The organism is Pseudomonas sp. A014, from assembly GCF_052378495.1.
GTDB classification, from domain to species: domain Bacteria; phylum Pseudomonadota; class Gammaproteobacteria; order Pseudomonadales; family Pseudomonadaceae; genus Aquipseudomonas; species Aquipseudomonas machongensis.
Genome location: NZ_CP199001.1, coordinates 866,846 through 893,104, shown reverse-complemented (window position 1 = coordinate 893,104; position 26,259 = coordinate 866,846). Strand labels below are relative to the sequence as shown.

The 26,259-nt window shown below is 64.5% G+C and carries 19 protein-coding genes, 1 tRNA gene and 4 pseudogenes; 9 read left to right on the top strand and 15 right to left on the bottom strand.

Features of this window, described 5'->3' with window-relative positions:
- The first annotated feature begins 27 nt into the window (after positions 1-27).
- Complete coding sequence (locus ACTYOL_RS04235) at positions 28-2,499, top strand: TonB-dependent siderophore receptor (RefSeq protein ID WP_444757574.1); 2,472 nt, start codon at positions 28-30, stop codon at positions 2,497-2,499.
- Between the two features lie 146 nt (positions 2,500-2,645).
- Here the strand turns inward: ACTYOL_RS04235 and ACTYOL_RS04230 are convergent, their stop codons facing one another.
- Positions 2,646-3,815 (bottom strand): MFS transporter, encoded by a 1,170-nt coding sequence (locus ACTYOL_RS04230; protein ID WP_153772601.1) that lies wholly within the window; start codon positions 3,813-3,815, stop codon positions 2,646-2,648.
- Between the two features lie 353 nt (positions 3,816-4,168).
- A complete protein-coding gene (locus ACTYOL_RS04225; RefSeq protein WP_065864907.1) occupies positions 4,169-5,392 on the bottom strand; it encodes an MFS transporter in 1,224 nt (407 codons plus the stop codon).
- Between the two features lie 578 nt (positions 5,393-5,970).
- On the opposite strand from ACTYOL_RS04225, the gene ACTYOL_RS04220 reads away from it, so the two are divergent.
- Both ACTYOL_RS04220 and ACTYOL_RS04215 read left to right on the top strand, forming a co-directional pair.
- Positions 5,971-6,903, top strand: a complete 933-nt coding sequence (locus tag ACTYOL_RS04220; RefSeq protein WP_197892600.1) for a FecR family protein — start codon at positions 5,971-5,973, stop codon at positions 6,901-6,903.
- 94 nt (positions 6,904-6,997) lie between these two features.
- Positions 6,998-7,074 (top strand) — tRNA-Met (locus ACTYOL_RS04215).
- Between the two features lie 58 nt (positions 7,075-7,132).
- Here the strand turns inward: ACTYOL_RS04215 and ACTYOL_RS04210 are convergent.
- Positions 7,133-7,750, bottom strand: coding sequence for a LysE family translocator (locus ACTYOL_RS04210; protein WP_153772603.1), 618 nt, complete (start codon positions 7,748-7,750; stop codon positions 7,133-7,135).
- 172 nt (positions 7,751-7,922) lie between these two features.
- Here ACTYOL_RS04210 and ACTYOL_RS04205 point away from each other — a divergent pair, with 172 nt between their 5' ends.
- On the top strand, positions 7,923-8,840 hold the full coding sequence (locus ACTYOL_RS04205) for a LysR substrate-binding domain-containing protein (RefSeq protein ID WP_153772604.1): 918 nt from the start codon (positions 7,923-7,925) through the stop codon (positions 8,838-8,840).
- Here ACTYOL_RS04205 and ACTYOL_RS04200 read toward each other — a convergent pair.
- Positions 8,780-9,364, bottom strand: a complete 585-nt coding sequence (locus ACTYOL_RS04200; protein WP_200602667.1) for a D-Ala-D-Ala carboxypeptidase family metallohydrolase — start codon at positions 9,362-9,364, stop codon at positions 8,780-8,782. The genes ACTYOL_RS04205 and ACTYOL_RS04200 overlap by 61 nt on opposite strands.
- A gap of 65 nt (positions 9,365-9,429) precedes the next feature.
- Between ACTYOL_RS04200 and ACTYOL_RS04195 the strand changes: the two genes are divergently transcribed.
- The gene (locus ACTYOL_RS04195; RefSeq protein WP_153772605.1) at positions 9,430-10,587 is read left to right on the top strand and encodes a hypothetical protein; all 1,158 of its coding nucleotides are present in this window, start codon (positions 9,430-9,432) and stop codon (positions 10,585-10,587) included.
- Positions 10,588-10,597: 10 nt separating this feature from the next.
- On the opposite strand, the pseudogene ACTYOL_RS04190 reads toward ACTYOL_RS04195, so the two are convergent.
- The 5 genes and pseudogenes from ACTYOL_RS04190 to ACTYOL_RS04170 form a co-directional block, all read right to left on the bottom strand.
- Positions 10,598-11,113 (bottom strand): annotated as a pseudogene (locus ACTYOL_RS04190) (methyl-accepting chemotaxis protein); the annotation flags it as partial.
- Between the two features lie 342 nt (positions 11,114-11,455).
- Positions 11,456-11,659: pseudogene (locus ACTYOL_RS04185) on the bottom strand (HAMP domain-containing protein); the annotation flags it as partial.
- A 1,076-nt stretch (positions 11,660-12,735) separates the two neighbouring features.
- A complete protein-coding gene (ampE, locus tag ACTYOL_RS04180) occupies positions 12,736-13,566 on the bottom strand; it encodes a regulatory signaling modulator protein AmpE (protein WP_112897311.1) in 831 nt (276 codons plus the stop codon).
- The gene (gene ampD / locus ACTYOL_RS04175) at positions 13,563-14,123 is read right to left on the bottom strand and encodes a 1,6-anhydro-N-acetylmuramyl-L-alanine amidase AmpD (protein WP_054895216.1); all 561 of its coding nucleotides are present in this window, start codon (positions 14,121-14,123) and stop codon (positions 13,563-13,565) included. Before ampD ends, ampE begins: the two co-directional genes overlap by 4 nt.
- A gap of 83 nt (positions 14,124-14,206) precedes the next feature.
- Positions 14,207-16,357, bottom strand: coding sequence for a DUF1631 domain-containing protein (locus ACTYOL_RS04170; protein WP_444757573.1), 2,151 nt, complete (start codon positions 16,355-16,357; stop codon positions 14,207-14,209).
- Positions 16,358-16,574: 217 nt separating this feature from the next.
- Here ACTYOL_RS04170 and nadC point away from each other — a divergent pair, with 217 nt between their 5' ends.
- The gene (gene nadC, locus ACTYOL_RS04165; RefSeq protein WP_444757572.1) at positions 16,575-17,423 is read left to right on the top strand and encodes a carboxylating nicotinate-nucleotide diphosphorylase; all 849 of its coding nucleotides are present in this window, start codon (positions 16,575-16,577) and stop codon (positions 17,421-17,423) included.
- Positions 17,424-17,435: 12 nt separating this feature from the next.
- On the opposite strand, the gene ACTYOL_RS04160 is transcribed toward nadC, so the two are convergent.
- Positions 17,436-18,464, bottom strand: coding sequence for an SDR family oxidoreductase (locus ACTYOL_RS04160; RefSeq protein WP_444757571.1), 1,029 nt, complete (start codon positions 18,462-18,464; stop codon positions 17,436-17,438).
- A gap of 113 nt (positions 18,465-18,577) precedes the next feature.
- Here ACTYOL_RS04160 and ACTYOL_RS04155 point away from each other — a divergent pair, with 113 nt between their 5' ends.
- Entirely contained in the window at positions 18,578-19,498 is a 921-nt protein-coding gene (locus ACTYOL_RS04155) for an AraC family transcriptional regulator (protein ID WP_197892613.1), read from the top strand.
- Positions 19,499-19,547: 49 nt separating this feature from the next.
- Here the strand turns inward: ACTYOL_RS04155 and trxB are convergent, their stop codons facing one another.
- Complete coding sequence (gene trxB, locus ACTYOL_RS04150; RefSeq protein WP_054895213.1) at positions 19,548-20,510, bottom strand: thioredoxin-disulfide reductase; 963 nt, start codon at positions 20,508-20,510, stop codon at positions 19,548-19,550.
- A gap of 362 nt (positions 20,511-20,872) precedes the next feature.
- Here trxB and cysZ point away from each other — a divergent pair, with 362 nt between their 5' ends.
- Positions 20,873-21,601, top strand: coding sequence for a sulfate transporter CysZ (gene cysZ / locus ACTYOL_RS04145; RefSeq protein WP_200602662.1), 729 nt, complete (start codon positions 20,873-20,875; stop codon positions 21,599-21,601).
- A gap of 175 nt (positions 21,602-21,776) precedes the next feature.
- Here the strand turns inward: cysZ and ACTYOL_RS04140 are convergent.
- Positions 21,777-22,211: pseudogene (locus ACTYOL_RS04140) on the bottom strand (methyl-accepting chemotaxis protein); the annotation flags it as partial.
- Positions 22,212-22,370: 159 nt separating this feature from the next.
- Positions 22,371-23,003 (bottom strand): annotated as a pseudogene (locus ACTYOL_RS04135) (PAS domain-containing protein); the annotation flags it as partial.
- A 269-nt stretch (positions 23,004-23,272) separates the two neighbouring features.
- Between ACTYOL_RS04135 and ACTYOL_RS04130 the strand changes: the two are divergent.
- Positions 23,273-24,487, top strand: coding sequence for a glycosyltransferase family 4 protein (locus ACTYOL_RS04130; protein ID WP_197892623.1), 1,215 nt, complete (start codon positions 23,273-23,275; stop codon positions 24,485-24,487).
- Here the strand turns inward: ACTYOL_RS04130 and ACTYOL_RS04125 are convergent.
- Both ACTYOL_RS04125 and ACTYOL_RS04120 read right to left on the bottom strand, forming a co-directional pair.
- On the bottom strand, positions 24,456-25,559 hold the full coding sequence (locus tag ACTYOL_RS04125) for an NADH:flavin oxidoreductase (protein ID WP_444757570.1): 1,104 nt from the start codon (positions 25,557-25,559) through the stop codon (positions 24,456-24,458). The two genes, ACTYOL_RS04130 and ACTYOL_RS04125, sit on opposite strands and share 32 nt — an antisense overlap.
- 156 nt (positions 25,560-25,715) lie before the next feature.
- Positions 25,716-26,198, bottom strand: coding sequence for a glutathione peroxidase (locus ACTYOL_RS04120; RefSeq protein WP_153772615.1), 483 nt, complete (start codon positions 26,196-26,198; stop codon positions 25,716-25,718).
- Positions 26,199-26,259: the final 61 nt, after the last annotated feature.

Genomic DNA, 26,259 nt, shown 5'->3' with positions numbered 1-26,259 from the left:
GGTCTCCCCAACCTTCAGGAGCGTTTCATGATTCGCCCGTGTTCCCCCCGCAACGACAGCCTGCGCAGCGCCATCCACGCCGCTGCCTTCGGTCTGGGCTTGGTCACTGCTGCACTCTCCGCCCAAGCCCTCGCCGCCCCGGCCAGCCAGAACCAGCAGATCGCCTGGAACATCCCGGCAGGCCCGTTGGCCCCAGCGCTGGACCAGATGGCCCGCCAGGGCGGCCTGAACCTGTCGTTCGATGCGAACAGTCTCCAGGGCAAGACTACCCGCGGCGTGCAGGGCAGCTACGACAGCGCCCAGGCCCTGTCGATCCTGCTGCAGGGCAGCAACGTGCAAGTCCAGCAACAGAGCGACAAGAGCTTCATGCTGATCCCGGCGCTGGACGTCGGTGATGCACTCGAGCTTGGCGCCACCAGCATCTCCAGCGATCGCCTGGGCGAGACCACCGAGAACACCGGCTCCTACACCACCGGCGCGGTGACCATCGGCAAGACTCCGCAAAGCATCCGTCGCACCCCGCAGTCGGTGACCGTGGTCACCCGCCAGCGCATCGACGACCAGAACATCACCAACCTCACCAACCTGCTCGAACAGACGCCCGGGGTAGTGGTCAACCTGACCGACAGCGAGCGCGTGCAGTATTACTCGCGCGGCTATTCGATCGACGCCATCCAGTACGACGGCGCCACCGTGGTGCAGAGCAGCGGCGGTGGCTCGTTCATCCAGAGCGACTCGGCAATCATCGACCGCGCCGAGATCCTGCGTGGGGCCACCGGCATGCTGCGCGGGGCGGGCAACCCTTCGGGCACGGTGAACCTGGTGCGCAAGCGCCCGACCTACCAATACCAGGGCAGCGGCAGCATTACCCTAGGCACCTGGAACGCCCAGCGCTATGTCGCCGATATCTCCGGGCCATTGACCGAAACCAGCAACGTGCGTGGGCGGATCATCGCCGTGCACGACGACAAGGACCACTTCCAGGAGTCGCGCCAGGAACGCAGGGACGTGCTGTACGGCGTACTGGCCTTCGACCTGAACGACAGCACCACCCTGACCACCGGCCTTGAATGGACCAAGCTCGACGCCACCGGCGCATGGGGCAACCTGCCCGCCAACTACGACGGCTCGCCGCTGCCGTTTGGCCGCAGCACCTACCTGGGTGCCGACTGGAACCGCTGGAACCGCAGCAACCTGCAGACCTTCGCCGAGCTCGAACATCGTTTCGACAACGACTGGAAGCTCAAGCTGATGGCCCAGCGCACCCACTTCGAATTGGCCGACGATGGTTTCAAGCAGACCTACTTCACCCGCGCCACCGGCGCCGCCAACCCCACCAACAATCCGTACCTGATGAGCTACCAGGTCACCGAAGGTGATGGCGGCGAGAGCCTGCAAAACAACCTGAGCGCGACCCTCAATGGCCCGTTCGACCTGCTGGGTCGTACCCACGAGCTGATGCTGGGCGTCGAGCGTATCCGCAACGATTCCTACGCCTCGGCCACCAACTACGTTCAGTCGGGGGTGTTCGACATCCGCAACTGGGACCCCAAGACCAGCCTGGCCAACCCGTCTATCGACATCCTCGCCCACCCGGTGCGCACCCGTACCACCCAGGAAGGTGCCTACGCCACCTGGCGCATTTCCCTGGCCGACCCGCTCACCGCGATCATCGGCGCACGCACCAACTGGTACGACTATGAGCAGGAAAACAACACCCGCTCCAACGGCAAGTTCAGCGTCGACAACGAAGTGGTGCCCTACGCGGCGCTGATCTATGACCTCAACGACAACTTCAGCACCTACGCCAGCTATACCGAGATCTTCAACCCGCAGACCGCCACCGACGCCACTGGCTCGGTGCTCGCGCCGGTCACCGGCGAGGCCTACGAGACTGGCATCAAGGGCGAGTTCTATGACGGGCGGCTGAACACCTCGCTGGCGTTCTTCCGCATCTATCAGGTCGGCAACCCGCTGGACGACATCAGCGGGCCAAATCCCTGCCCACCGAACTACACCAGTGGCTACTGCAAGGTTGCGGCTGGCAAGAACCGCAGCCAGGGCTTCGAACTGGAGATTTCCGGCGAAGTGCTGCCGGGCTGGAACGTGACCGGTGGCTACACCTACAACACCACCGAGTACCTGAAGGACACCACCAGCAACACCGGCAATGCGATTCGCACCACCGACCCCAAGCGCATGCTGCGGCTGTTCACCAGCTACCGCCTGCCGGGTGAACTGGACGCCTGGACCATTGGCGGTGGCGTGCAGGCCCAGAGCGACATCTACAACCGCAGCGGCACTGCGGTCGCCACGCAGTCGGGGTATGCGGTGTACAACGCGATGGTCCACTACCGCTTCAACGACCACTATTCGTTGCAGGTCAACGCCAACAACATCTTCGACAAGCAGTACTACCGCCAGGTGGCACCGACACCGACCGGCTACTACTGGGGCGATCCGCGCAATGTGTCGGTGACCTTGCGCGGCAGCTTCTGACCTTCCCGGACTGAATGGGTCTGTTCGCAAGCCAGTCGCAGCGGCGGTTCGGCGCCCCACAGGCCCTCTCCCACGGAGATACCGCTGCTGTCCACAGCGTCTGTGGGAGCGGCGGTTCGGCGTCCTGACTTGCCCGCGAAGAACCCTCACTGGCCCGGGCTGACTTCCACGCAAACCCGCCCGGCCCGCCGCCACGCCTGCCGTGCAAAGCACACGAACAACCCTGCCATCACCGCCAGCGCCATGGGCAACCCATGCGGCGCGACGTCCATTGCCGCACCGCTGACCAGCGGCCCGACCAGGCTACCTACACCCCACAACAAGCCGACACTCGCATTGGCCGTCACCAGGTCCTTGCCCTTGAAGCGCTGCCCGATCAGCACCAGCGCCAAGGTATAGATCCCCCCGGCCACCGCCCCCAGCACCACCAGCAACGGCCACAGCAGCCAGGTCATCTGCAGCAGCCACGGCAGTGCAATACCGATCGCCATCGCCACCAGCCCACACACCAGGTGCAGCCCGGTGCGCTCCACCCGGTCCGCCAGCCAACCCAGCGGCAGCTGGAACAGCATGTCGCCAGCGAACACCACTGTCACCATCAGCGCGGCCACGCCTATTGCAAAGCCATGGCTGGTGGCATACACCGGCAACAACGACAGCACCACGGCGTCGAAGAACGAGAAGAACAGCACCGCCACGCACAGGGCCGGGGCAACACGGAAGAAGCCGCCCAGGGTGAAGCTCTTGTCGTCTTCCTCGCCATGCTCGACATGATCGTTCGGCACCGTGAACAGGATGCATAGCAACGCCAAGCCATAGCAGGCGGTGACCACCCCCGTCACCCAGGGGCTGTTGGCACCGACCAGCGCCAGCATCGCCGGGCCCAGTACCTGGAAGCCTGTGAAACTGGTGGCGTACAGGGCCATGATCTTGCCGCGGTTGTGCTCCGGGCACAGTTCGTTGACCCACGACTCGCCCAGGATGATCGCGATGCCCATGCCGACCCCTAGCGCCAGGCGCAGCAGCGCCAGCAGCCAGATCGACGCGAACGACCACTCCAGCAGGCCGATGCTCAGGGCACAGAGACTGAAGCACAACAGGTAGATGGTGCGCCGGGTGAGGAGCCGGCAGCAGGCGTCGACCATGAACGCCGAAAGCATCATGCCCGCAGCGGGAATGGCCGAGACGATGCCGATTTCCAGGGTGCCAGCCCCCGCCTCGTGCAGACGCAACGACACCAGCGGCAGGCTGGCCCCCAGGCTGAAGCCCACCACCGACACGGCGAACAGAAGGCCCGCCAGCAAACGCATGTTCATGTACCACTCCAGACAACTGAAAAAGACGTGCAAACGCAGGCGCCCACGGCCACGCCGAGGCGGCGCAGCAGACAGGGGCGCAGATCAGTTCAGTGCGTGGTGTGTGGCGAGAAGGTGAAGGCGAACAGGACGCTGCGCCGGCGCTTGAGCACCGTGTCGCTCGGCCACGCGCGACGCGCTGTCGGGGGGACAGGCAGGCATGTGTGGCTGAGGGGGTGTGGGCGGCGCATTGCTGGGATCGCAGGGAAAAATGAAGGAGGCGGCACTCTAGGCCAGGGCTGATCGTTCAGTCAACTGGGCGGCCCCTTTCGCGGACGAACCCGTGAAAGGGGCGCAACACGCGCCCTGGTGTCTCAACGCTTGCCGGTGGAAGGCAGGAACACCGCCAGCAAGCCGAACAGCGGCAGGAACGAGCACAGCCCATATACGTACTCGATCCCGCGCAGGTCCGCCAGATAGCCCAGCAGCGCCGCGCCGATGCCACCGAAGCCGAACATCAGCCCGAAGAAAATGCCCGCGATCATGCCGACGTTCCCCGGCACCAGCTCCTGGGCATATACCACGATCGCCGAGAACGCCGAGGCGAGGATGAAGCCGATCACCAGGCTCAGCACCGTGGTCCAGAACAGATCGGCGTAGGGCAGCGCCAGGGTGAACGGTGCCACGCCCAGGATCGAGAACCAGATCACCGCCTTGCGCCCGATGCGGTCACCGATCGGCCCACCGAAGAAGGTGCCCGCCGCCACCGCACCGAGGAACAGGAACAGGTGCAGTTGCGAGCTGGCCACCGACAGGTCGAACTTCTCGATCAGGTAGAACGTGAAGTAGCTGGTGAAGCTGGCCATGTAGAAGTACTTGGAGAACACCAGCAGTCCCAGCACGATCAGCGCGGCGAGCACTCGCTGGCGCGACAGGCCATGGGTGGCGGCACCGGCCTTGCGCGCCTTGAACTGGTTGAGGTGATCCTTGTACCAGCGGCGCAGCAGCAAGGTCACACCGAAGAAGAACAACGCCGCCAGGCCGAACCAGGCGACGTGGGTCTGACCGAACGGGATGACGATCGCCGCCGCCAGCAGCGGGCCGAAGGCCGAGCCGGCGTTGCCCCCCACCTGGAAGGTCGACTGCGCCAGGCCGAAGCGTCCGCCGGAGGCCAGGCGGGCGATGCGCGAGGTTTCCGGGTGGAAGGTCGAAGAGCCGATCCCCACCAGCGCCGAGGCCAGCAGGATCATCGGGAAGCTGCCGACGAACGCCAGCATGACGATACCCACCAAGGTACACAGCGTGCCCAGCGGCAGCAGGTTCGGCGTCGGCCGCTTGTCGGTATAGAAACCGACCCATGGCTGCAGCAGCGAGGCGGTGACCTGGAAAGTCAGGGTGATCAGGCCGATCTGGGCGAAGCTCAGGTCGTAGTTGGCCTTGAGCATCGGATAGATCGCCGGCAACACCGACTGGATCAGGTCGTTGATCAGGTGTGCAAGTGCGCAGAAGGTGATGATCCGCATCACCAGCGGGCTGCTGCCGGAAGTCGGCGTTGCGCTGCTGGTCGCGGAGCTGGACGAGGTACTGCTGATGGCCATGGGCTCGACATCCGTGCTCAGGTTGGGATCCGATTATTAGAAACATCTCGATACGAAGCCACCCTTAATTTGTTTTTTCTGTGCTGGATGTTGGCTTTGGTCCAGGAGTGCTCGTCGAAAGTTTTTTAGTGCCTGTGAGATCGAGCGCCGCCCCCGCGGCGCTTCGCGGGTAAACCCGCTCCTACATTTGTTTCGGGCCAATGAGTCCTGTGGCATTTTCGCGCGACCCCCTTTGGCGCAGGCGCGGTACCGAGTCGTACACACCAGGCGGTCGCGCGCCTGTGGCACAGGCATAAGTGGCCCGAAACAAATGTAGGAGCGGGTTACCCGCGAAGCGCCGCGCGGGCGGCGCTCGATCTCACAGGCGCTGAAAAGCTTCAGGCAAGCACCTCTCAGCCCTCACGCAATCAGATGCGAACACCTTGAAAGACATGCCTGTAAAAGCGCAAAGACGCTTAAACCACAACACCACCCATCGCTCACACACTTGCAAATGGTTCTCACTATATTTAGCATCCTCAACCAATTCCCCCGTAGATACAGGGCCAAACCGCCCTTTTCGCGAGCACACCGATCCCATGAACCCGATGCCCGCCGTGCAGTTCGATCACGATCCCCAACGCGAAGCACTGGAATGGTTCGCCCGCCTGCGCCAGCCGGGCGGTGATGAGCGGCAGCGCAAGGCCTTCGCCCTGTGGTGCCAGGATCCGGACAATGCCCGCGCTTTTGCGGCGCTGGAAAGCCGCTGGCAACAATTGCAGAGCCCGCCTGCGCGGCTGCGGCCACGGGAGGTGGCGGTACGTCGCAGTCACTGGGGCAAGGCGCTGGGGGCGTTGTTCCTTTTGCTGCTGGCCGCGCTCGTCTATCTCTACTGGCCATTGATGCAGCGCCTGGGCAGCGAATTGCACACCGCTGCGGGCGAGCGCCGTAGCCTGCGCCTGGCGGACGGTTCGACCCTGCATCTGGACAGCGCCAGCGCCATGAACGTCGACCTGCGCAGCCGCACCCGCCAACTGCAGTTGGTGCAGGGCCAGGTGTACCTTGAAGTGATGCTTGATGGGCGCGCGCTGGAAGTGCACGTGGACGATGCACGGATCCAGGTGTTCGGCACCCGCCTGATGATCGCTCGCCACAGCGACTACGACGAACTGGTGGTGCTCAGCGGCAAGGCCATGGTCAGCCAGGGCGGCGACCAGCGCATGGTGTCGGCGGGCGAGCGGGTCAGGTTCAACCCGGTGCGTATCGACGCGGTGGAAAAGGCCGACATCAAGACGGCCGATGCCTGGCGCAACGGGCAACTGGCCGCCCGGGACATGCCCTTGCAGCAGGTGCTGGAGCGGCTTGCCAGCTACCAAGGGCAGCGGGTGTGGATGATGGACGAGCAAACCGCTTATCGGCGCATCAGCGGTGATTTCAACCTCGACCGCGCAGGCGAAACCCTCGACAGCCTCGCCGCCGCCCAACAACTGCGGGTCAACAACCTGCTCGGGCAGTGGCTGATCGTCCGCTGAAGCGGGCCTTCCGGCTAAGTTTTTGAAAGCGTGCAGATTTTTTTTGAAATGAGTGTTGACAGAGGGTCATCACAAGAGAATAATGCGCGCCATTGGCTACATAGCTCAGTTGGTTAGAGCATAGCATTCATAATGCTGGGGTCCGGGGTTCAAGTCCCTGTGTAGCCACCAAATACGAAAAGGGCTTACCGCAAGGTAAGCCCTTTTTCTTTGCCCTCGAGAATCCCCTTCAGCGTATTCCCGCCATGGCGACGGCCACCCCCAGGCCAATCAATGCCACTCCGATCACCCGATCCACCACGACCTGTCGTTCGATCATCGCCTTGCGCAGCCCGGCGCTGGAGAAAAACACCGCCACCAGGCTGAACCACGCCCAATGGGCCAACGACATGAAGGCACCATAGGCCAGATTTATCGCCAGTCCGCTGCCCGGCTTTACCACCTGCGTGTAGGCGCTGATCACGAACAGCATGGTCTTGGGGTTCAGTGCGTTGGTGAGAAACCCCGTGCGCAGGGCCGCGAATGTGCCCGCCGCACTGACCGGCTCCTGGCTGTCGAGACGGATGCGTTGGGTATTGGTCAGCGACCGGTATCCCAGATAGACCAGATACCCCGCCCCCAGCGTTTTCATCAGCACGAACAGCGTCGGGCTGCGGCTGATGAGCACAGCGATGCCGAACAATGTGTACAGCACGTGCACCTGAACCCCCAGGGCGATCCCCAAAGCTGCCGCCAGCCCAGCTCGACGCCCTTGTGCATAACTGCTGCGGGTGACCATGGCGAAGTCCGCGCCGGGGCTGATGACAGCCAGGAGGGTGAACAGGGCAATGGCGATCAGTTCGGTCATGCGAGAAGCCTCGATAGGTGACGTCAGAACACAGTAATCACGATTATCGAAGGCGCTGATGCGGGAAAAAATCGATTTTGCCGCTACTCTATCTGCTAGTTTTCATCACCTAGCTTTTGTCGCGCATGGCGTCTTCCCACTACTGCAGCCCAGAACAGACAGCGAACGCCCCATGAAACTCCCCCACCTCACCGCCCTGCGCTACTTCGACAGCGCTGCGCGCAGCGAAAGCTTCGTGCGCGCCGCCGAGCAACTGCACGTCACCCATGGCGCGGTCAGCCGCCAGGTCCGTCTGCTCGAAGAGGGCCTGGGGATCGAACTGTTCGAGCGCCGCAACCGCGCAGTCTTCCTCACCGCGGCCGGGCGAACCCTCTTCGACACCACCCAAACGATTTTCGAACAGCTCGCCAGCACGGTGCAGCGCCTGCAGGAACACGCACAGGACAACGTCCTGGTGCTGTCGTGCGAGCCCACCCTCGCCATGCGCTGGCTGATCCCGCGCCTGCCGGACTTCCATGCCCACCAGCCGGACCTGCAACTGCACCTGGTGGCCGCGGGCGGCCCGGTCGACTTCACCCGCGGCGGTATCGACCTGGCTTTGCGCCGAGACGACTTCCGCTGGGATCGCCAACTGCACAGCCTGATGATCTGCGAGGAATGGATCGGCCCTGTCGCCCGCGCGGGCGCGCCCGCCACGCTCGACGGCCAGCGCCTGCTGCACAGCCACACCCGCACCACAGCGTGGAACACCTGGCTGAGCCTGAGCGGCCACAGCGCCACCGGCACAGAACGCAGCGACTACGAGCATTTCTATCTGTCGATCCAGGCCGCCAGTGCCGGGCTGGGCATGGCCATCGCCTCGGCGCTGATGGTTGGCGATGAACTACGCAGCGGCCAGTTGCAGGCGCCCTACGGGTTTCTGCGCGACGGCTCGGCCTATCATCTGCTCAGCCCCCAGCCCCTGGACGATGACAGCAAGCGCCAGCGCTTCGCCGAATGGGTCTTGCACCAGTGCCAGGGCAGCCTCGATCACCTGGGCCTGGCACAGAACGACGACCCCGCACTGCCGTCGCCACCCCAGGTGCGATAGCCCGCGGTATCGAGATGGATACGGCCTGACGGATAGCGCCCCAGCCCCATGTTCCAAGCCTGTCCCTGCTGCTGCCAAAAGGTGCACAGCGGATTGGGATCGGCCCAGTCGGGCAGCAACAGGTCGACAGCGAAGGCGCGGGTATGGGCGCTGCCCACTGCGCCCCCGGCACAGGCGTTGAGCTTGGGCTCGCGGTAGGCGGACACCACCTCGAACTGGCGCAGGATGCCCTGCTGCTCGAGGGTGCGGATCAGTGCCAGGGTCGAGCGCACGGTCGGCCATTGCGCGCTCGGCGCCACGGCGAACGGCGAGGCGCGGCACAGACGCCAGTCCGATGCCGAACGCAGCAACTGATGGATCGGCACCACCCCGTACAGCCGCGCATCCACCAGCATCTGGCGAAACGCGCGGGTCTCGTGGTCCCCCGCCCAATTCGCGAACATCCGCACATCACGCTCATCGGCGCAGACCCCTGTCATCGCCAGAAGCGACGTCGCCAACAGCCATGTTCCGACGCTTTTCATCCCCCACCTCTTCATCCAGTATGAGCAGCCCGCCGACCCTGGCGGCCACTGACAAGGAGTTAAGCATGCAAAAGATGGCTGTATCGGGCCTGGCCGCCCTCGCCTTCAGCGGCCTGGCACTGGCGGATGCACAGATCGACCTGGGCGATGCGCAACGGGTCACCCGCTTGTTCGCCTTCCCCAACAACTGCCACGTGATCTGCTTTCGCGACTGGACGCTGGAGCAGACCGTCGAGCACTACCTGACCCAGAGCGTACGCCGCGACGGCTATGCCGACGCCCAGGTGCAGGTGCGTCGCGACAACGACAGGCTGCATGCCCATATCAGCGCCGTTCCAGCCAGCTATGCCGAGCCGTTGCGCAAGCTACTCGACAGCGGCGAACTGGCCTACCAGGGCGCTACCCGTCTGAACAACGATGGCAAGTGGGCCTACGACTGGTACCTGTTCCTGCCACTGGGCATGGCCCTGGAAAATCGCCGCAGCATCGAGCTGCTGCACTTCCCGCCGGATTATTCGCTGACCCAGGCCCAGGACTACCTGCGCTCCAACACCACCGATCGCTGGGCGCAGCTGCTGACCTTCAACGGTGTCGAGGCCAGCCAGACCCCGGCCTACCAGACCATCGTCGACATCGCCCCGATCGCTGCGCCCGCCAGCGCCGGCAAGGACCTGGAAGGCACCTACAGCTACTTCGCCGACTATCAGACGCGCATGGTCAAGGAGATGACCCTGCGCCACGACGCCAAGCCCCTGCCGATGGTGGCTTTCGGCGCACCGGTGCGCAGCTGGATCCAGCAGCAGTACGGGCCGAAGGTCAATGTGCTGGGGCTGGTCAGCATCAGCCCGGAAGCGGGCACCCAAGTGCCGGTGCTGGGCTCCAACCACCCGAGCGCGATCTGGTATGCGGCCGACAAGAACAACACCGGCGGGGATCAGGACAAGGCGGACGCCGCAGGCCTGAAGATGATGGGCCAGGACCTGACCGCCGCCTGCTGGCAGGCCGGCATGGGCCGCAACCCGCAGGCGGACGCCAAGCTGACACTGGAGGCCTGCTCGGCCAAGTGGCAGGTGACCCAGAAAAAACAGACCTGCGAACTGTTCTACCGCACCATCCGCGACATGACCCCGGAGCAGGCGGCGGCCAAGTGCAACACCGGCACCGTGACCCGCAGCCTGAGGGATCTGCGCAAACCCGTGGAGATCACAGCGCCGCAGGGCTGACAGGGGCCATCTAGACTCTAAAGGCCCCGATCAGCCGCTTCAGCTCCACTACCTGGCTCGACAGCGCGCGGCTGGCGTCCTCCGTCTGGCAGGCGCCCTGCGTGGTGTCCTGCGCTGCGCGGTTGATCGCCACGATGTTCTGGTCGATGTCATGGGCCACGGCCGTCTGCTGCTCGACGGCCGCGGCGATCTGCTGGTTCTGCTCGACGATACCGCCCACCGCGCCCAGGATATTGGCCAGCGCCTGCTGCACCTGCCGCGCTTCATCCACGGTACCCGCCGCCATCTGGTGGCTGCTGCCCATGGCTCGCACGGCAGCACCAACCCCTTCCTGCAGGCGCTGGATCATCTGCGCGATCTCCTCGGTGGAGTCCTGGGTGCGGCGTGCAAGGGTACGTACTTCATCGGCAACCACGGCAAAGCCCCTGCCCTGCTCGCCCGCACGCGCCGCCTCGATGGCTGCGTTCAGTGCCAGCAGGTTGGTCTGCTCGGCAATGCTGCGGATCACTTCCAGCACCCGGCCGATGGCCTGGCTGTCGCCGACCAGCTGGTTGACCGCAACCACCGTCTGGTCGATCTCGCCGGCCAGGCGAGCAATGCTGTCCTGCTGGTGCGCCACCAGGCTGCGCCCGTTGGCACTCTCGCGGTTGACCTGCTGCGCGCCATCGGCGGCCAGCGCCGCGCTGCGGGCCACCTCTAGGGCGGTGGCGCTCATCTGGTTCATCGCCGTGGCCACCTGCTCGATCTGTTCGCGCTGGCCACTCACGGCCTGGTTGCTGCGTGTCGACACCGAAAGCACCTGCCCGGCCTGCTCCTCGACGGTCGCCACGGTACGCCCCACCTGCTCGATCAGCACGCGGATGCGCCGCACGGTCTCATTGAAACCCTGGCCCAACTCGCCCAGCTCATCCTGGCTGCGCACCTCGAAGCTGACCGTCATGTCGCCAACGGCCACCCTGTCCATGGCCGCACCGAGGTTGCCGAGGGTACGCCGGGTCGACACATAGAAACCGCTGTAGAGGTAGAGGATCGACAGGAACACGATGGCCAGCGCCGCGACCAGCGCCAGCATGTGCAGGCGGTGCTCGCCCAGGCGTGCCTGCAACTGCTGCTGCAGGTGGGCGATCACTGCATCGTTGAGGCGGTAGGTTTCGCCCATCAGGGCACTGACCTGCTCGTAGAAGGCAGGCCAGGGCGCATCGAGGGTCTCGGCCACCACGACCTGGTCCTCGAACAGCGCCGCAGCCCGGCGCACCGTCGCCTGGCTGGCCTGGGCCTGCGCACCGAGGCTGGCCTTGGCCTGGGCATCGGCAGCCAGCGCATCCTCCACACGCAGGGCGTAGTCGGCCGACAGACGCTCCAGGCGTTGCAGCAAGTCTTCGAACCGCGCACTCCCCGCCGAATCGATGAAACCGCGCCCCAGGGCAACAGCGCCGATGGCCCGTCCTTCGCCGAGCATCTGGGTGACCTGGGCGGTGCTGGCACCGATCAGGTCGCTCAACTGGCGTACCGACGCCTGATTGTCCTGGCTCAAGCCCGCCTGGCTGGCCACCAGCTTGCCCAGCACCTGAGCCTGGGCCAGCAGCTTGTCGAACAGCGCGGTCTTGTTTTGCAGGGAGGTTTCGGCGCGAGCCTTGGCGAAGGCGTCGGCCAGCTCGACGCGCTTGGCTTCGAGTTGCGGATCCTGGCTCGCCAGGGCCTGGAGCTGGGCCTGGACCTTGTCCTCGAGGGCATCGATACGCGCTTCGACATCCCCGGCCTGGCCCGACTGGCCGAGCACGGCGTTGATCTGCAGAAGATTGCCCAGGCTTTCGAGGTCGCCACGCAGGGCCAGGGTGCCAGCCACAGGGCCAAGGCCGCTCAGCTCGACGCCTGTGACATGGAACTGGCGATAGGCATCGCGAACCAGATAGAAGCTGGTGACCAGCATGGGCAGGAAGAACAGGACGCTGATCAGGCTGAACTTCATGCCGAAGCTCAGCCGGTTCATCAACGCGATGGCCGGATGGAGCAGGCGCTTCATGGGTCACCTCCTTGGATTTTTATTGTTCTGCGGGGTAGCACAAGGCCATAACTGGCCGAGGCTCTGTATAGCGCAGAATCAATCCAAGGTTTGTAACTTAAGGTTAAGCGGCTTCGGCGTTCAGTTCACAGCAGCACCGTCCACAGCGCAAACACCGCGTACCACAGCACCGCGCTGCGCAGCAGCAATTCCCACAGGCTGTCCAGGCGCGCCAGCGCGCTCTGCGCCTCTTCTTCCTCGGGAATGTCATCGGCCACCCGCCCGACACGGGCGATCAACTGCCCCGCGCTGATGTGCCAGTTGAGCACCTCGTGCAGCATCACCCGGGCCACCGAAACGAAGTTGCCGACCAGCGCGAAGCTCAATGCCAACACCCGCACCGGCAACCAGTCCATGGCATGGCGCAGCTGCGCCGCGCGCTCCTTGAGCGCTGGTTGATGGCTGTTTGCTGCACTCAGCGCCAGCAAGCGATACCCCAGTGCGGCGGCCGGGCCGAGCAGGAAATACCAGAAGATCACGGCAAAGAAGCTCTGGTACGCCTGCCACACCAGGTTGCCCTGCACCCGCGCCAGCAGGTCACGCGGATCGTCTGCAGCCAGGCCCAGATCGCGCTCGGCCACATGCAGCGCCGCCTGTTCATCACCCCGACGCCAGGCGTCGCGGAACGGGCCGAGCGCCGCCTTGGCATCTCCGCGCCCAAGGCTGTAGATCAGCACCAGCAGGTGCACTGGCAGCGCCAGCAAGCCGTAGGCCACCGGCTGCAACACATGCAGCAGCAACGCCAGCACCAGCACCGGTGCCAGCACCAGGATCGCCAGGCTCCACCAGGGGTGCACCTTGCCGCTGCGCTCCAGACGCACCAGCTCACCGAGGAAGAACCCGTCACGCTGCAAGCGATGGCGCAGGGACGAGAACTGCTCGACCCACAACACCAGTACCAACACCAGGAAACTCATGCCTTGTCCTCGTTCAGCGCAGCGCGGTAGCGGGGCCAGTCGAAGGCTGGCCCGGGATCGGTCTTGCGTCCCGGCGCGATATCGTCGTGACCCTTGATGCGTTCGGGGCCGATCGCAGGCCAGAGGCTGCGGATCTGCCGCGTCAGCTGTTGCAGGGCCGTGTACTGGGCATCGGTGTAAGGCATATCGTCGGTGCCTTCGAGTTCGATACCGATGGAAAAGTCGTTGCATCCCTCACGCCCGTCGAAGCACGACACCCCGGCATGCCAGGCGCGGTCGAGCAACGACACGAACTGGGTGACCGCACCGTCGCGCTCGACGAACAGGTGCGCCGACACGGTCAGGTGCTGGATGCTTTCGAAGTAGGGATGCTCTGCCGGGTCAAGCCGGTTCTGGAAGAACTGCTGAACCTTGCCCGTACCGAAACAGGCTGGCGGCAGGCTGATGTTGTGGATCACCAGCAGGGAAATCGCCTCGCCTTCGGGGCGGGCGTTGAAGTTCGGCGAGGGGCAGTGAGTGACACCGGAGAACCAGCCAGTGGCGCGGTCCAATTGCATGGGCAGATCCTGAAAAACGCCGGATACGAGGCTTCAGTATGCCCCGCCGACAGCGCGCTTGCATGTAAATGATTGTGGGTACCTCAACGTGCCTGGGCAATGCGCAGGCTGTCGAGCACCGCATCGAGGGCGCGCTCGAACAGCAGCCCGTCGTCCAGCACCCGTGCCTCGCCACGATGCAGGGCAAGGGCCAGGCCAATGCTGTTCCACTCGCGCACCTTCATGCCGGTGCGGTTGGCGAAGACCAGCCGATCACTGCTGTCGATACGCGCCACCAGCTTGCAGCGCAGCGGCTCGTCATCGTCGCTGAGCTCGATCCAGGTGCCCAGGCGCAGGCGCTGAACCTGGCGCAATTGCGGGCTGTGCTCGTCCAGGACCGGCGCCCGGCCACCTGCCGACTCCTCGGCGACGGCCAGGACGATATCCGTCTCCACCCGCACATCGTCAGCCTCGTCCTGCCATTGGCCGGGCTCGGCACAGGCGCGCAAGTGCAGACGCTCCAGTTGCAGGAAGAATTCGCGCAGCGCAGCCGAATCCAGTGCCACACCCGCCAGCCCATCACGCAAAGCCTTGAGCAGCCCCGGCACCTGTTCGAGCAGGGCCTGGCGCGCTTGCGGCCCCGGGTGCGGGGCGATGCTGTCCAGCAGCGCGTCCATGGTCGCCAGGCCATCGATCCAGGCCGCGGACGCCTCGCCCTGCTTGAGCCAGGCGAGCAGCAGCACCTGGCTCCAGGAGTCCACCAGCATCTGCACCACCACCCGCGGCAATACGCGCCCGCGCAGGCGTTGGTTGAGCGCGTGCTGGACCTGCTGGCGTGCCTGCAGCGTCCGCGCCCGCCCCTCCTCGGCATCGCGGGTGCGCTGCTCCAGCAGCTCGTTGCGCCGACGCTCTTCGGTGCTGAAAAGCAGGAACTCCTCGAGCACCTCGGCGAACAGCCGAGCATCGTCGGTGAAATCGCTGAGCAGCCGCAGGACGATACGCTCAACCCGCGCCTGCAACCCTTCACCCGCTCCTTCCCAACCGATGGCCATGGCAGCGATCTCGTTGAGCAGGCGGCGCGCTGGATGACTGGCACGGCTGAACAGGCTCTTGTCGAGCAAGGCGACCTTGAGCAGTGGGATGTGCAAGCGTCCAAGCAGGGCGCGCAGGGGCGGGGGCAGGTTATCGTCGTGCTGGATGTGGTCGAACAGCAGGTCGACCAGGTTGATCATGTCTTCGTCGGCAGTGGCCAGGCGGCGGCGCGTGCCACTGCGAACGCTGACCCGCAGCAACAGTTGTTCGAGCTGCTGGCCGAGGTCGAAATCGTCGGCCTCGAACGGCCCGGGCACGTAATGCTGCAGGTGAGTGAGCAAGCGCAACAGGTCGGCGCTACCGATCGGCTGCGCCGCCGAGACACTCTGCAAGCGTGGCGCCAGCCTGCCGCGTACCGGTGCCAGCAAGCCTTCCAGCGAGGCGAAATACGCCTGGCCGGCGCTGTCCGCACCAATGTCTTCACCCGCGATCAACGAGGCCGGGGTGCGTCGTGCGGCCAGGCCGCGGTCCTCGGCACGCCGACGCGGGGCGGGGGCAAGTTCGCCCAGCACGCCTGCCGCGGCCAGCAACTGGTTGGCCTCGCCATAGAGCAGGTCGACGTCGCGCAGCACATAGCGCTCGAACAGTTTGAGCAGGACCAGCTTGACCTTGAGGTCTACCCCCAGGCTGCGTCCGGCGTCCAGAAAGTAGCCACACAGGCACGCGGGCCCCAGCGGATTGCACCGCACATCCAGCGGGATTTCGAGCAGGGCGGCAAAGCGCTGGCCGAGTTGCTCGAGAGCAAAGACGTCGCGCGCCAGCACGCGCTCGACCATGGCCCCGACCGCCAGTGTTCGCTCGCGCTGGGCCTTGCCGACGGGCAGGTCGATAGTGCCCAGCGCGCCCAACGGGTCGGCCTGGCCGATGCGGCTGAAGGTTTCATGGAAGATGTCGAGAAAGGCACGTTCGATGCTCTTGCGCTTGAGACGCAAGTCGCGCATGGCTTCGAAATAGAGATGTTGCTGATCGCCCGCGCAAGCCTTGTCAGCCATTTCGAAGAGCGTGTCGTCAGCGTTGTCGAACAGGGCACGCAGCCCTTGGCGCAAGTGCAGTGCCGCTTTGTCACGTACTTGCAGGAGCACGACGGGAAGGCAAGGCAAGGGCGTGCGCACCCCTCTGTCGATGGCGGCCACCAAGGGCCCCATCTTGCCTTCTTCATGCATCCCGAACTCCTTGCAGGGTATTGGTCGACTGGCGAGGAAACATCGTCAAAGCTATGACGCCAAATACAAGGCGCCATTATCAGTGAAAAAGATGACAGCTGCCAACACGCCATTTACAAGACGCGACCAGACGCACACTTCCCGACTGCAGGGTCGACGGCTGTAAACCGCGCCCCCCTGCCCTATAATCGCCGGCACCTAGCTTGTGGAGCCGACCATGCCGAACCTACGTCTCGCCGATCTCACCGCCGAAATCGAATCCAACGTGCGCCGAGCACTGCTGGAAGACGTCGGCAGCGGCGACATCACCGCCCAGCTGATTCCGGCCGAGCGCCTGGCCAAGGCCACCATCATCACCCGCGAAGACTGCGTGATCGCCGGCACCGCCTGGGTCGATGCCGTGTTCCGCCAGCTCGACCCGCGGGTGGCCGTGCACTGGCAGGTGGCCGATGGCGAACGCGCCACCGCCAACCAGGTGCTGTTCCATCTCGAAGGCCCGGCCCGTTCGCTGCTCACCGGCGAGCGCTCGGCATTGAACTTCCTGCAGATGCTGTCGGGCGTGGCCACCCGCGCACGCTTTCTCGCCGACCTGGTCGAGGGCACCCAGGTGCGCTTGCTCGATACCCGCAAGACACTGCCGGGCCTGCGTCTAGCGCAGAAGTACGCGGTCACCTGCGGCGGCTGCCACAATCACCGCATCGGCCTGTATGACGCCTTCCTGATCAAAGAAAACCACATCGCTGCCAGCGGCGGCGTGGCCGAAGCCGTCGCCGCCGCGCACCGCATCGCGCCGGGCAAGCCGGTGGAAATCGAAGTGGAAAGCCTGGACGAACTGCGCCAGGCCCTGGCGGCTGGTGCAGATATCGTCATGCTCGACGAACTGACCCTGGACGAGATGCGCGAAGCGGTGCGCATCACCGCAGGCAAGGCCAAGCTCGAAGCCAGCGGCGGGGTCAACGAAACCACCCTGCGGGTCATCGCCGAAACCGGTGTCGACTACATCTCCATCGGCGCGATGACCAAGGATGTGAAGGCCATCGACCTGTCGATGCGCCTGAGCCTCTGATCCCGCTGCCCGTCAGCCGACCAGCCCGAGGCTGACCAGGCTGCGGGCGGTCGCGACGATCGCCTCCTCACGTGAGCGCGGTGACCAGCCAAGCAGGCGTCGCGCCTTCTCGCTGGTGCAGTTCATGTTCACGTCCAGCAACGGCGCCATCGACTTCATGTTCGGGTTGCTGCGCGCAGCCAGGCGCACCAACCAGTTGGGCAGCTCACGGGTCGAGACCTTGCTGGCCACCTCGCCCATGTGATGGCGCAGCACCTTGGCGACATCGGTCATCCACATGCTTTCACCGGCAATCGCCAGGAAGCGCTCGCCCTTGGCTGCAGAGTGGGTCATCGCCAGCAGATGCAGGTCGGCAAGGTCGCGCACATCGACGAAGCCCGAGTTGATCCGTGGGCAACCGGCCTGCCCCTGGAGCAGGCTGACGATGATGCGGATGGAGTGGGAATAATCGGCCCCCAAAGCAGGCCCGAGCACCGCCACCGGGTTGATCGCCGACAGCTCAAGATCACCGCCTTCACGTTTGATGAAGTCCCAGGCGGCACGCTCGGACAGGGTTTTCGATTTCTGGTAGGGCGCGACATTGCCACTCAGGTCGCTCCAGTCGGTTTCATCGAAGGGGCGTCGATATTCGGGGCTGTGCCCAACGCCCACCGCACCAAAGGCGGAGGTCAGCACCACACGCTTGACCCGGGCATCACGCGCCGCACGCAGTACCCGCAGATTGCCGTCAACGGCTGGCCTGACCCAGTCCTCTTCGCGCTGCTGATCGCCCGAAGGGGTGGGTGAGGCGCCGTGCAGCACATAGCAGCAACCCTCGCACGCCTGGGCCCAGCCGGCATCGTCGGCCAGGTCGGCGACGACGAACTGCAAGCGCTCGCCCGCCTCGACACCGCCAACCTTCAGATAGTCGCGCACCTCGTTTTCACGGGTGGCCGAACGGATCGTGGTGCGCACCCGGTAGCCCTTGTTCAGCAGGGCGATGATGCAATGCTGGGCGATAAAGCCGGTGCCGCCGGTGACCAGAACCCAGGGTTCGCTCATGTTGCCTTCCTCTCTCGATTGGTCGCGCCAAGCGCGAATACAGGAAAGGTTAAGGCGCACACTGCGTACTGTTAATGCTTGAACGTGCGCATTAGTTGCGCGAGAGTACGGCGATGAACATCGACCCTTTCTCCGAGATTCTGCGCCTCACCAACGCCACTTCACTGACCACCGGCGGCTTCAGCGCGGGCGGGCATTGGGCGCTGCGCTTTCCGCCGCCCGACAAGATCAAGTTCTTCGCCGTGGTCAAGGGCAGTTGCTGGGTACAGATCGATGGCGAACCCCAGGCCGTGCAGTTCAATACCGGGGACGTCGGCCTGCTGACTGCCAAGCGCGGCTTCGTCCTGGCCAGCGACCTGGATACCGAACCTGTCGATGCGATGAGCGTGTTCAGCGCCTCCGGGCAGTCGCCGGTGGTGCTCGGCGACGGCAACGATTTCACCCATATTGGTGGGCATGTGCTGCTTGATCCCGGCAGCGGACGCCTGCTGGCCGATGTCCTGCCGGGGTGGATTCACGTACCGGCAGCGTCCAAGCAGGCGAGCAACTTTCGCTGGTTGCTCGATCAACTGGTCGCCGAGCGCAGCACCGGGCAACCGGGCGCACAGCTCGCTTCGGCGCAGTTGTCACAGCTGCTGTTCATCCAGATCCTGCGGGCTCACCTGCAGACCGCCGCGCCCATGCCGGCCAGTTGGTTGCGCGCACTCGGCGCACCACGCCTGGCCCCGGCATTGCGCCTGATGCATGGCGATCCGGCGCGGGCCTGGCATCTCGACGAACTGGCCCAAGCCTGCGCCATGTCGCGCACCACCTTTGCCCTGCATTTCAGGACGGTGGCGGGCGTGGCGCCGCTGACCTACCTCACCGAATGGCGCATGCGCCTGGCCGAGCGCGCCCTGCGTGAAGAGAGCACGCCACTGGCAGTGCTGGCAGGCTCGCTGGGCTATGGTTCGGAAAGCGCCTTCAGCAATGCATTCAAGCGCGTGACCGGGCTCTCGCCGACGGCGTTTCGCAGTGCAGCGCCGGCACGCTGAAACGAAAGAACCGGCCAAAGGGCCGGTTCTTTCGTGATCAGGCAGCGACTCAGAACGAGGCGTTGGCCAAGCCGTCCAGGTAGCGCTCGACGTCCAGTGCTGCCATGCAGCCGGCACCGGCCGAGGTGATCGCCTGGCGGTAGACGTGGTCGGCCACGTCACCGGCAGCGAACACACCTTCGACGTTGGTGGCGGTGGCATTGCCTTCACGGCCGCCGTTGACCACCAGGTAGCCGTCTTTCAAGGTCAGCTGGCCTTCGAACAGCGAGGTGTTCGGGGTGTGACCGATGGCGATGAACACGCCGTCGACCTTGATCTCGTCGCTGCTGCCATCGTTGTTCTTCAGGCGCGCACCGGTCACGCCCATGTTGTCACCGAGCACTTCGTCCAGGGTGGCGTTGAGCTTGAGCTCGATCTTGCCTTCGGCGACACGGGCATTGAGCTTGTCGATCAGGATCTTCTCGGCGCGGAAGGTATCGCGACGGTGCACCAGGGTCACCTTGCTGGCGATGTTGGCCAGGTACAGCGCCTCTTCCACGGCGGTGTTGCCACCACCGACCACGGCAACCGGCTTGTTGCGGTAGAAGAAGCCGTCGCAGGTGGCGCAGGCCGACACGCCCTTGCCCATGAACGCTTCTTCCGACGGCAGGCCCAGGTAACGGGCGCTGGCACCGGTGGCGACGATCAGCGCATCGCAGGTGTAGGTGCCGCTGTCGCCGGTCAGGGTGAACGGCTTGCTGGCCAGGTCGACGGCATTGATGTGGTCGAAGACGATCTCGGTCTCGAAGCGCTCGGCGTGTTCCTGCATGCGCTGCATCAGTGCCGGGCCGGTCAGGCCATGGGGGTCGCCCGGCCAGTTGTCGACTTCGGTCGTGGTGGTCAGCTGGCCGCCAGCCTGCAGGCCGGTGATCAGCAGCGGCTTGAGGTTGGCACGGGCAGCGTAGACTGCGGCGCTGTAACCGGCAGGGCCGGAACCGAGGATGATGACCCGGGAATGACGAACTTCGGACATGTCGTGCTCCTGTCGAGCCGGCCACATGAGGCCGACACCGGTGTGCCGGCGACGCCGGCTGGAAAATAAAAAGGACCTGCGCAGCACTTGGGGAAGGCTACAACGCACAGGTCCGAAAACCTGGGGGCCACCTCCCACTGAGGGCTCGCGGCGTTTCACGGCGTTCAGAAATTGAACGCACTGTAGCGAGGTGGCAAAGATTAAGGAAATATCCTTCGACAATCCACCTTATAGACAGGCTCTATCCAGGGACGAAACCGATCTGTGATTGTCCCTATGCTTTGTTACAGCCGGTGTCGCGCCTTTCGTCGGCGCCGCAAACTCGGTAAGGTCAGCCCGTTTTCCTTTTGTGGAGCATCCCGATGCAAGCCCCCGTCCTGTCCGGCCCCCAGTACCTGCGCGAGGGCCTGAAGCTGGTCCTGAGCCCGAACCTGCGGTTGTTCGTGCTGTTGCCTCTGGCAGTCAACCTGCTGCTGTTCGGCGGCCTGATCTATTTCGCCGGCCACCAGTTCAGCCTGTGGGTGGATGCGCTGATGCCGACCCTGCCCAGTTGGCTGAGCTTTCTCACCTACATTCTGTGGCCACTGTTCGTCGCCCTGGTGGTGCTGATGGTGTTCTTCACCTTCACCCTGTTCGCCAACATCATCGCCGCGCCGTTCAACGGTTTTCTCGCTGAGAAGGTCGAGGTGGTGGTGCGCGGTGAAGACACCTTCCCGGCGTTCAGCTGGGGCGAACTGGCGGCGATGGTACCGCGCACCTTCAGCCGCGAGATGCGCAAGCTCGGCTACTTCCTGCCACGCGCCATCGGCTTGTTCATCCTGTCGTTCATTCCGGTGGTGAACGTGGTGGCTGCGCCGCTGTGGCTGGTCTTCGGCATCTGGATGATGGCTATCCAGTACATCGACTACCCGGCCGACAACAACAAGATGAGCTGGCAGGACATGCTCGCCTGGCTGCGCAGCAAGCGCTGGCAGTCGATGGGCTTTGGCGGGATCACCTACCTGGCGCTGCTGATCCCGGGGGTGAACGTGCTGATGATGCCGGCGGCGGTGGCGGGGGCTACGTTGTTCTGGGTGCGGGAGCGCAACTGAGGCATCCGGGCTCTTGTGCCGAAACTGAGACCCCGTTGGATGGCCCCGGCGATGCCGGTGATCGCGGGACCAGCCCGCTCCCACAGGAATTGGGCTGGCCTTGGATTTTGAGCAAGACAGGTGCTTGTAGGGTAAGACCTGAAGGGAAAGGGCAGCGCAAGGCACCGCCCGTCAGTCAGTGACTCAACTGGCTGGAGAATTGCCCCACCGCATTGACCACCTTCTTCGCCCCGTCCTGGATCTCGACGATCACGCTGCCGGTTTCCCCGGCCAGCGTCAGGCCCTGCTCGGCCTGGCGCTTGCTGGTGTCGATGATGTCCACCGCCGCCTGGGCCAGTTGCTCGTTCTGCTGCACCACCCGGGCAATCTCCTCGGTAGCACTGCTGGTACGCGAGGCGAGCTGGCGCACTTCGTCGGCAACCACTGCGAAGCCCCTGCCCTGCTCGCCCGCCCGGGCGGCTTCGATCGCGGCATTGAGCGCCAGCAGGTTGGTCTGCCCGGCAATGTCGCTGATGGTCTTGATGATCGAGCCGATCACCTTGGATTGCTTGTCCAGCGCCTGGATGCCCTGGGCCGCCTCCTGCATCGAACTTTCCAGGCCACGCATCACCTCGACCGTCTGGGTGACCACGTCGGTGGCCTTGCGGGCGCTGGCGTCGGTGTCCTGCGAGGTGCTGTAGGCGATATCGGCGGCCTGGGCCACGGCGATTTCCTGATTGACCTGGTCAGTGATCACAGTGGCGAACTTCACCACTTTGTAGAGCACGTCATGGGCATCGATGATCGGGTTGTACGAAGCCTCCAGCCAGACGACTCGGCCATGTGAATCAATGCGCTTGAAGCGCTCGGCCACGTATTCTCCGCGGCGCAACTTCTCCCAGAACTGCTGGTAACCTGCCGAGCTGGTTTCCTCAGGGTCGCAGAACATGCGGTGATGCTTGCCGCGCACCTGCTCCAGGCTGTAGCCCATGGTGTGCAGGAAGCGGTCGTTGGCGGTCAGCACCTGCCCGTCAAGGTTGAACTCGATCACGGCCGTGGAGCGCATCAGCGCCTTGATCAGGCTTTCATGCTCGCGGGAGGTCTCGATGGTGCGGGTCAGGTCGCTCGAGTGCAGGGTGAAGTACTTGATCCGCCCGTCGACACCTTTGACCGGTTGCAGGATCGAGCGCAGCCAGGCTTCTTCGCCATTGCCCCGCAGCAGGCGGAACGCGCCGTTGAGGTGCTCGCCACGGGCGATCGCAGCCTTCATGCGCAGGCAGAAATCCAGCTTCTTCACGTGCTCCGGGACGATCTCTTCGATGTTGCGGCCGATCAGACGATCGCTGCTGTAGAGCATTTCTTTTTCGAAATTGGCATTGGCGGACTCGATGCGCCCCTGGGGATCGAGTTGCAGCACGAGCATTTCGCTATCGAGGCTGTTTTTCACCTGCTCGATGGATTGCAGTTCCTCGCGCAATTGCTGGATTTCTTTTTTCAGTTTGCTGTTGAACATCACCGCTCTCCCGGAGCGCAATCCACCCGTCGAATGCTTCTGCATCGGCTGAGGACAGGTGGTTCTTGAGGACCCGACGAGGAAATATTCGAGTGACAGACAAACCTGGAAAACACACGTCACCAGGGGATCATTTTCATGTCACATAACGGCAACCAAGCAGGCGGAAACTTTTTGACATGAATACGCCGCCTCTACGCATCACCCTCGTCAGCGAAACCTTCCCGCCGGAGATCAATGGTGTGGCCAATACCCTTGGCCGCCTCAGTGAAGGCTTGCGCGTGCGCGGGCATCAAGTGGAAGTGGTGCGCCCACGCCAAGCCAGCGATGCACCGGGCAATAGCGACGACTCGCTGCTGCTCTGTCGCGGTTGGCCACTGCCCGGATATCCCGGCCTGCAGTGGGGTGAGGTATCAATGCACAAACTGTGGCGCCGCTGGCGTCGATTGCGCCCTGATGTGCTGTACATCGCCACCGAAGGCCCGCTCGGGCTCAGCGCCCTGCGCGCCGCACGGCGCCTGGGGATTGCCGTGGTCAGTGGTTTTCACACCAATTTCCCGCAGTATTCCGGCCAGTACGGCCTGGGTCTGCTGGCACGCCTGCTCACCCACTACCTGCGCTGGTTCCACCGCCGCACCGCGACCACCCTGGTCCCCAGCGCCAGCCAGCGCCTGGAGCTGGAGCGACGTGGTTTCGAACGCCTGGCACTGATGGCGCGTGGCGTCGATGCGCAACTGTTCAACCCGGCACGGCGCAGCCAGGCGCTGCGTGAGCAGTGGGGCCTTGGCCCGGATGACATCGCGGTGCTGCACGTCGGACGCCTGGCGGCGGAGAAGAACCTCGCGCTGCTGCTGCCTTGCATGCAGGCGCTGCAAAAGACTTATCCACAGCGGCGCCTGCGCCTGGTCGTGGTCGGCGACGGGCCACTGCGTACCCAGATGCAGCAGCAGTTCCCCGATGCGATGTTCTGTGGCGTGCAACGCGGCGAAGCACTGGCCGAACATTACGCCAGCGGCGACCTGTTCCTCTTCCCCAGCCTCACCGAAACCTTCGGCAACGTGGTGCTCGAAGCACTGGCCTCGGGCCTTGCGGTAGTGGCGTACGACGAGGCCGCCGCAGCCCAGCATATTCGCCACGGACACAGCGGCGCGCTGGCCATGCCGGGGGATCAGCCAGCGTTCATCGACGCCGCATGCTGGCTGCTCGAGGACGCCGAGACCCTGCGCAGGGTGCGTCTCAATGCCCGCCAGCACGCCAGCCGCCAGGGCTGGCAAGCGATCGTCGAAGAGTTCGAGGCGCACTTGTACAGCGCCTGTCGGCAGACCGCCGCCCAGAGTAAGCGCGCGGCCACGCCGCTGACGATCAAGTCAGGCTCGACAGCGCCTCGCGGCTGAACGGCAGAATCTCTTCCTCACGCCCCTCGCGGACTTTCTGCGCCCACTGGGCATCCACCAGCAACGCACGACCGACCGCCACCAGGTCGAACTCATCATCGCCCAGGCGCTGCAGCAGGCCCTCCAGGCTGGCCGGCTTGGCCACCTTGTCGGTGTCGACCATGAACTGCAGGAACTCGCCATCCAGACCAACGCTGCCAACGGTGATGGTCGGCTTGCCGGTGAGCTTGCGGGTCCAACCGGCCAGGTTCAGCGGCGAGCCGTCGAACTCCGGCTCCCAGAAACGGCGGGTGGAGCAGTGGAAGATATCCACACCGGCGTCGGCCAGCGGCTGCAGGAAGGCTGCCAATGCCTCGGGCGTTTCGACCAGGCGCGCGCTGTAGTCCTGCTGCTTCCATTGGGAGAAGCGGAAGATGATCGGGAAATCCGGCCCCACCGCAGCACGCACGGCCTGGACCAGCTCGATGGCGAAGCGCGAGCGTTGCGCCAGATCGCCGCCGTATTCGTCACTGCGCTGGTTGCTGGTGGCCCAGAAGAACTGGTCGATCAGGTAGCCATGCGCGCCGTGGATCTCGACGCCATCCATACCGATGGCCTTGGCATCGCGGGCAGCTTGTGCAAAGGCGGCAATGACCTCGCGGATGTCGTCGTGGGTCATTTCATGGACCACCACCTGGCCATCCTTGCTTTTACCGCTCGGACCGTAGCCCGGCACGCTGGCGTCCGGCTCGGTACCCAGGCGGCGAACGCTGCCCACATGCCACAGCTGCGGAACGATGCGCCCGCCTTCGGCGTGTACGGCCTCGACCACCTTTTTCCAGCCAGCCAAGGCATCTTCGCCATGGAAGCGCGGCACATTCGGATAACCGTTGGCAGCCTTGTGATCGACCGTGGTGCCCTCGGTGATGATCAGGCCCACGCCAGCCGCAGCGCGGCGGCGGTAGTACTCGATGACGCCCTTGTGCGGTACGCCGCCAGGGCAGAAGGTGCGGGTCATCGGCGCCATGACCACACGGGTCGGCAACTCGAGGGTGCCCAGGGTGAAGGGCTGAAACAGTGGGTTGCTGGACATGCGGCGCTCCCGATGAGGTAAGGAAATGCGCCTGAGCTTAGAGCCAGCCGAATGGCGGGCACAGCATTATTGATTTGAGTGATTGAACAGGATATGGCGCAGCTTGCTCCTGTACCTTTGGGAAAACCGAGCGGCGGTTCGCCGCTCCAGCATGCATCAGGCCAGCGCCTTCTCGACCGCTTGAATCACCGCCGGATCGTCCGGCGCAGTGCGTGGCGCGAACCTCGCCAGGACGCGGCCGTCCTTGCCCACCAGGAACTTCTCGAAATTCCAGGTGATATCGCCAGGGAACTCCGCACCCTCGCCCGCCAGCAAGCGGTACAGCGAATGACGCTCAGGCCCGTTGACCTCGAGCTTGGCGCTCAAAGGGAAGCTGACGCCATAGTTCAGGCTGCAGAACTTCTGGATCTCGTCTTCGGTGCCCGGTTCCTGGCCGGCGAACTGGTTGCACGGCAGGCCGAGCACGCTGAAGCCCTGGCCCTTGAACTGCTGGTGCAGCTTTTCGAGCGACGCGTACTGAGGCGTCAGGCCGCACTTGGATGCGACATTGACCACCAGCACCACCTGGCCCTTGAACGGTGCCAGCGGCAGGTCCTGGCCGTTCAGCGCCTTGAGCGTCAGATCGTGAAATGCACTCATCTTGATTCCCCTCTCAGGTTGCCGGTTGCCGCTGGGGCGAATTGCGCCCACTAAAAAGGCG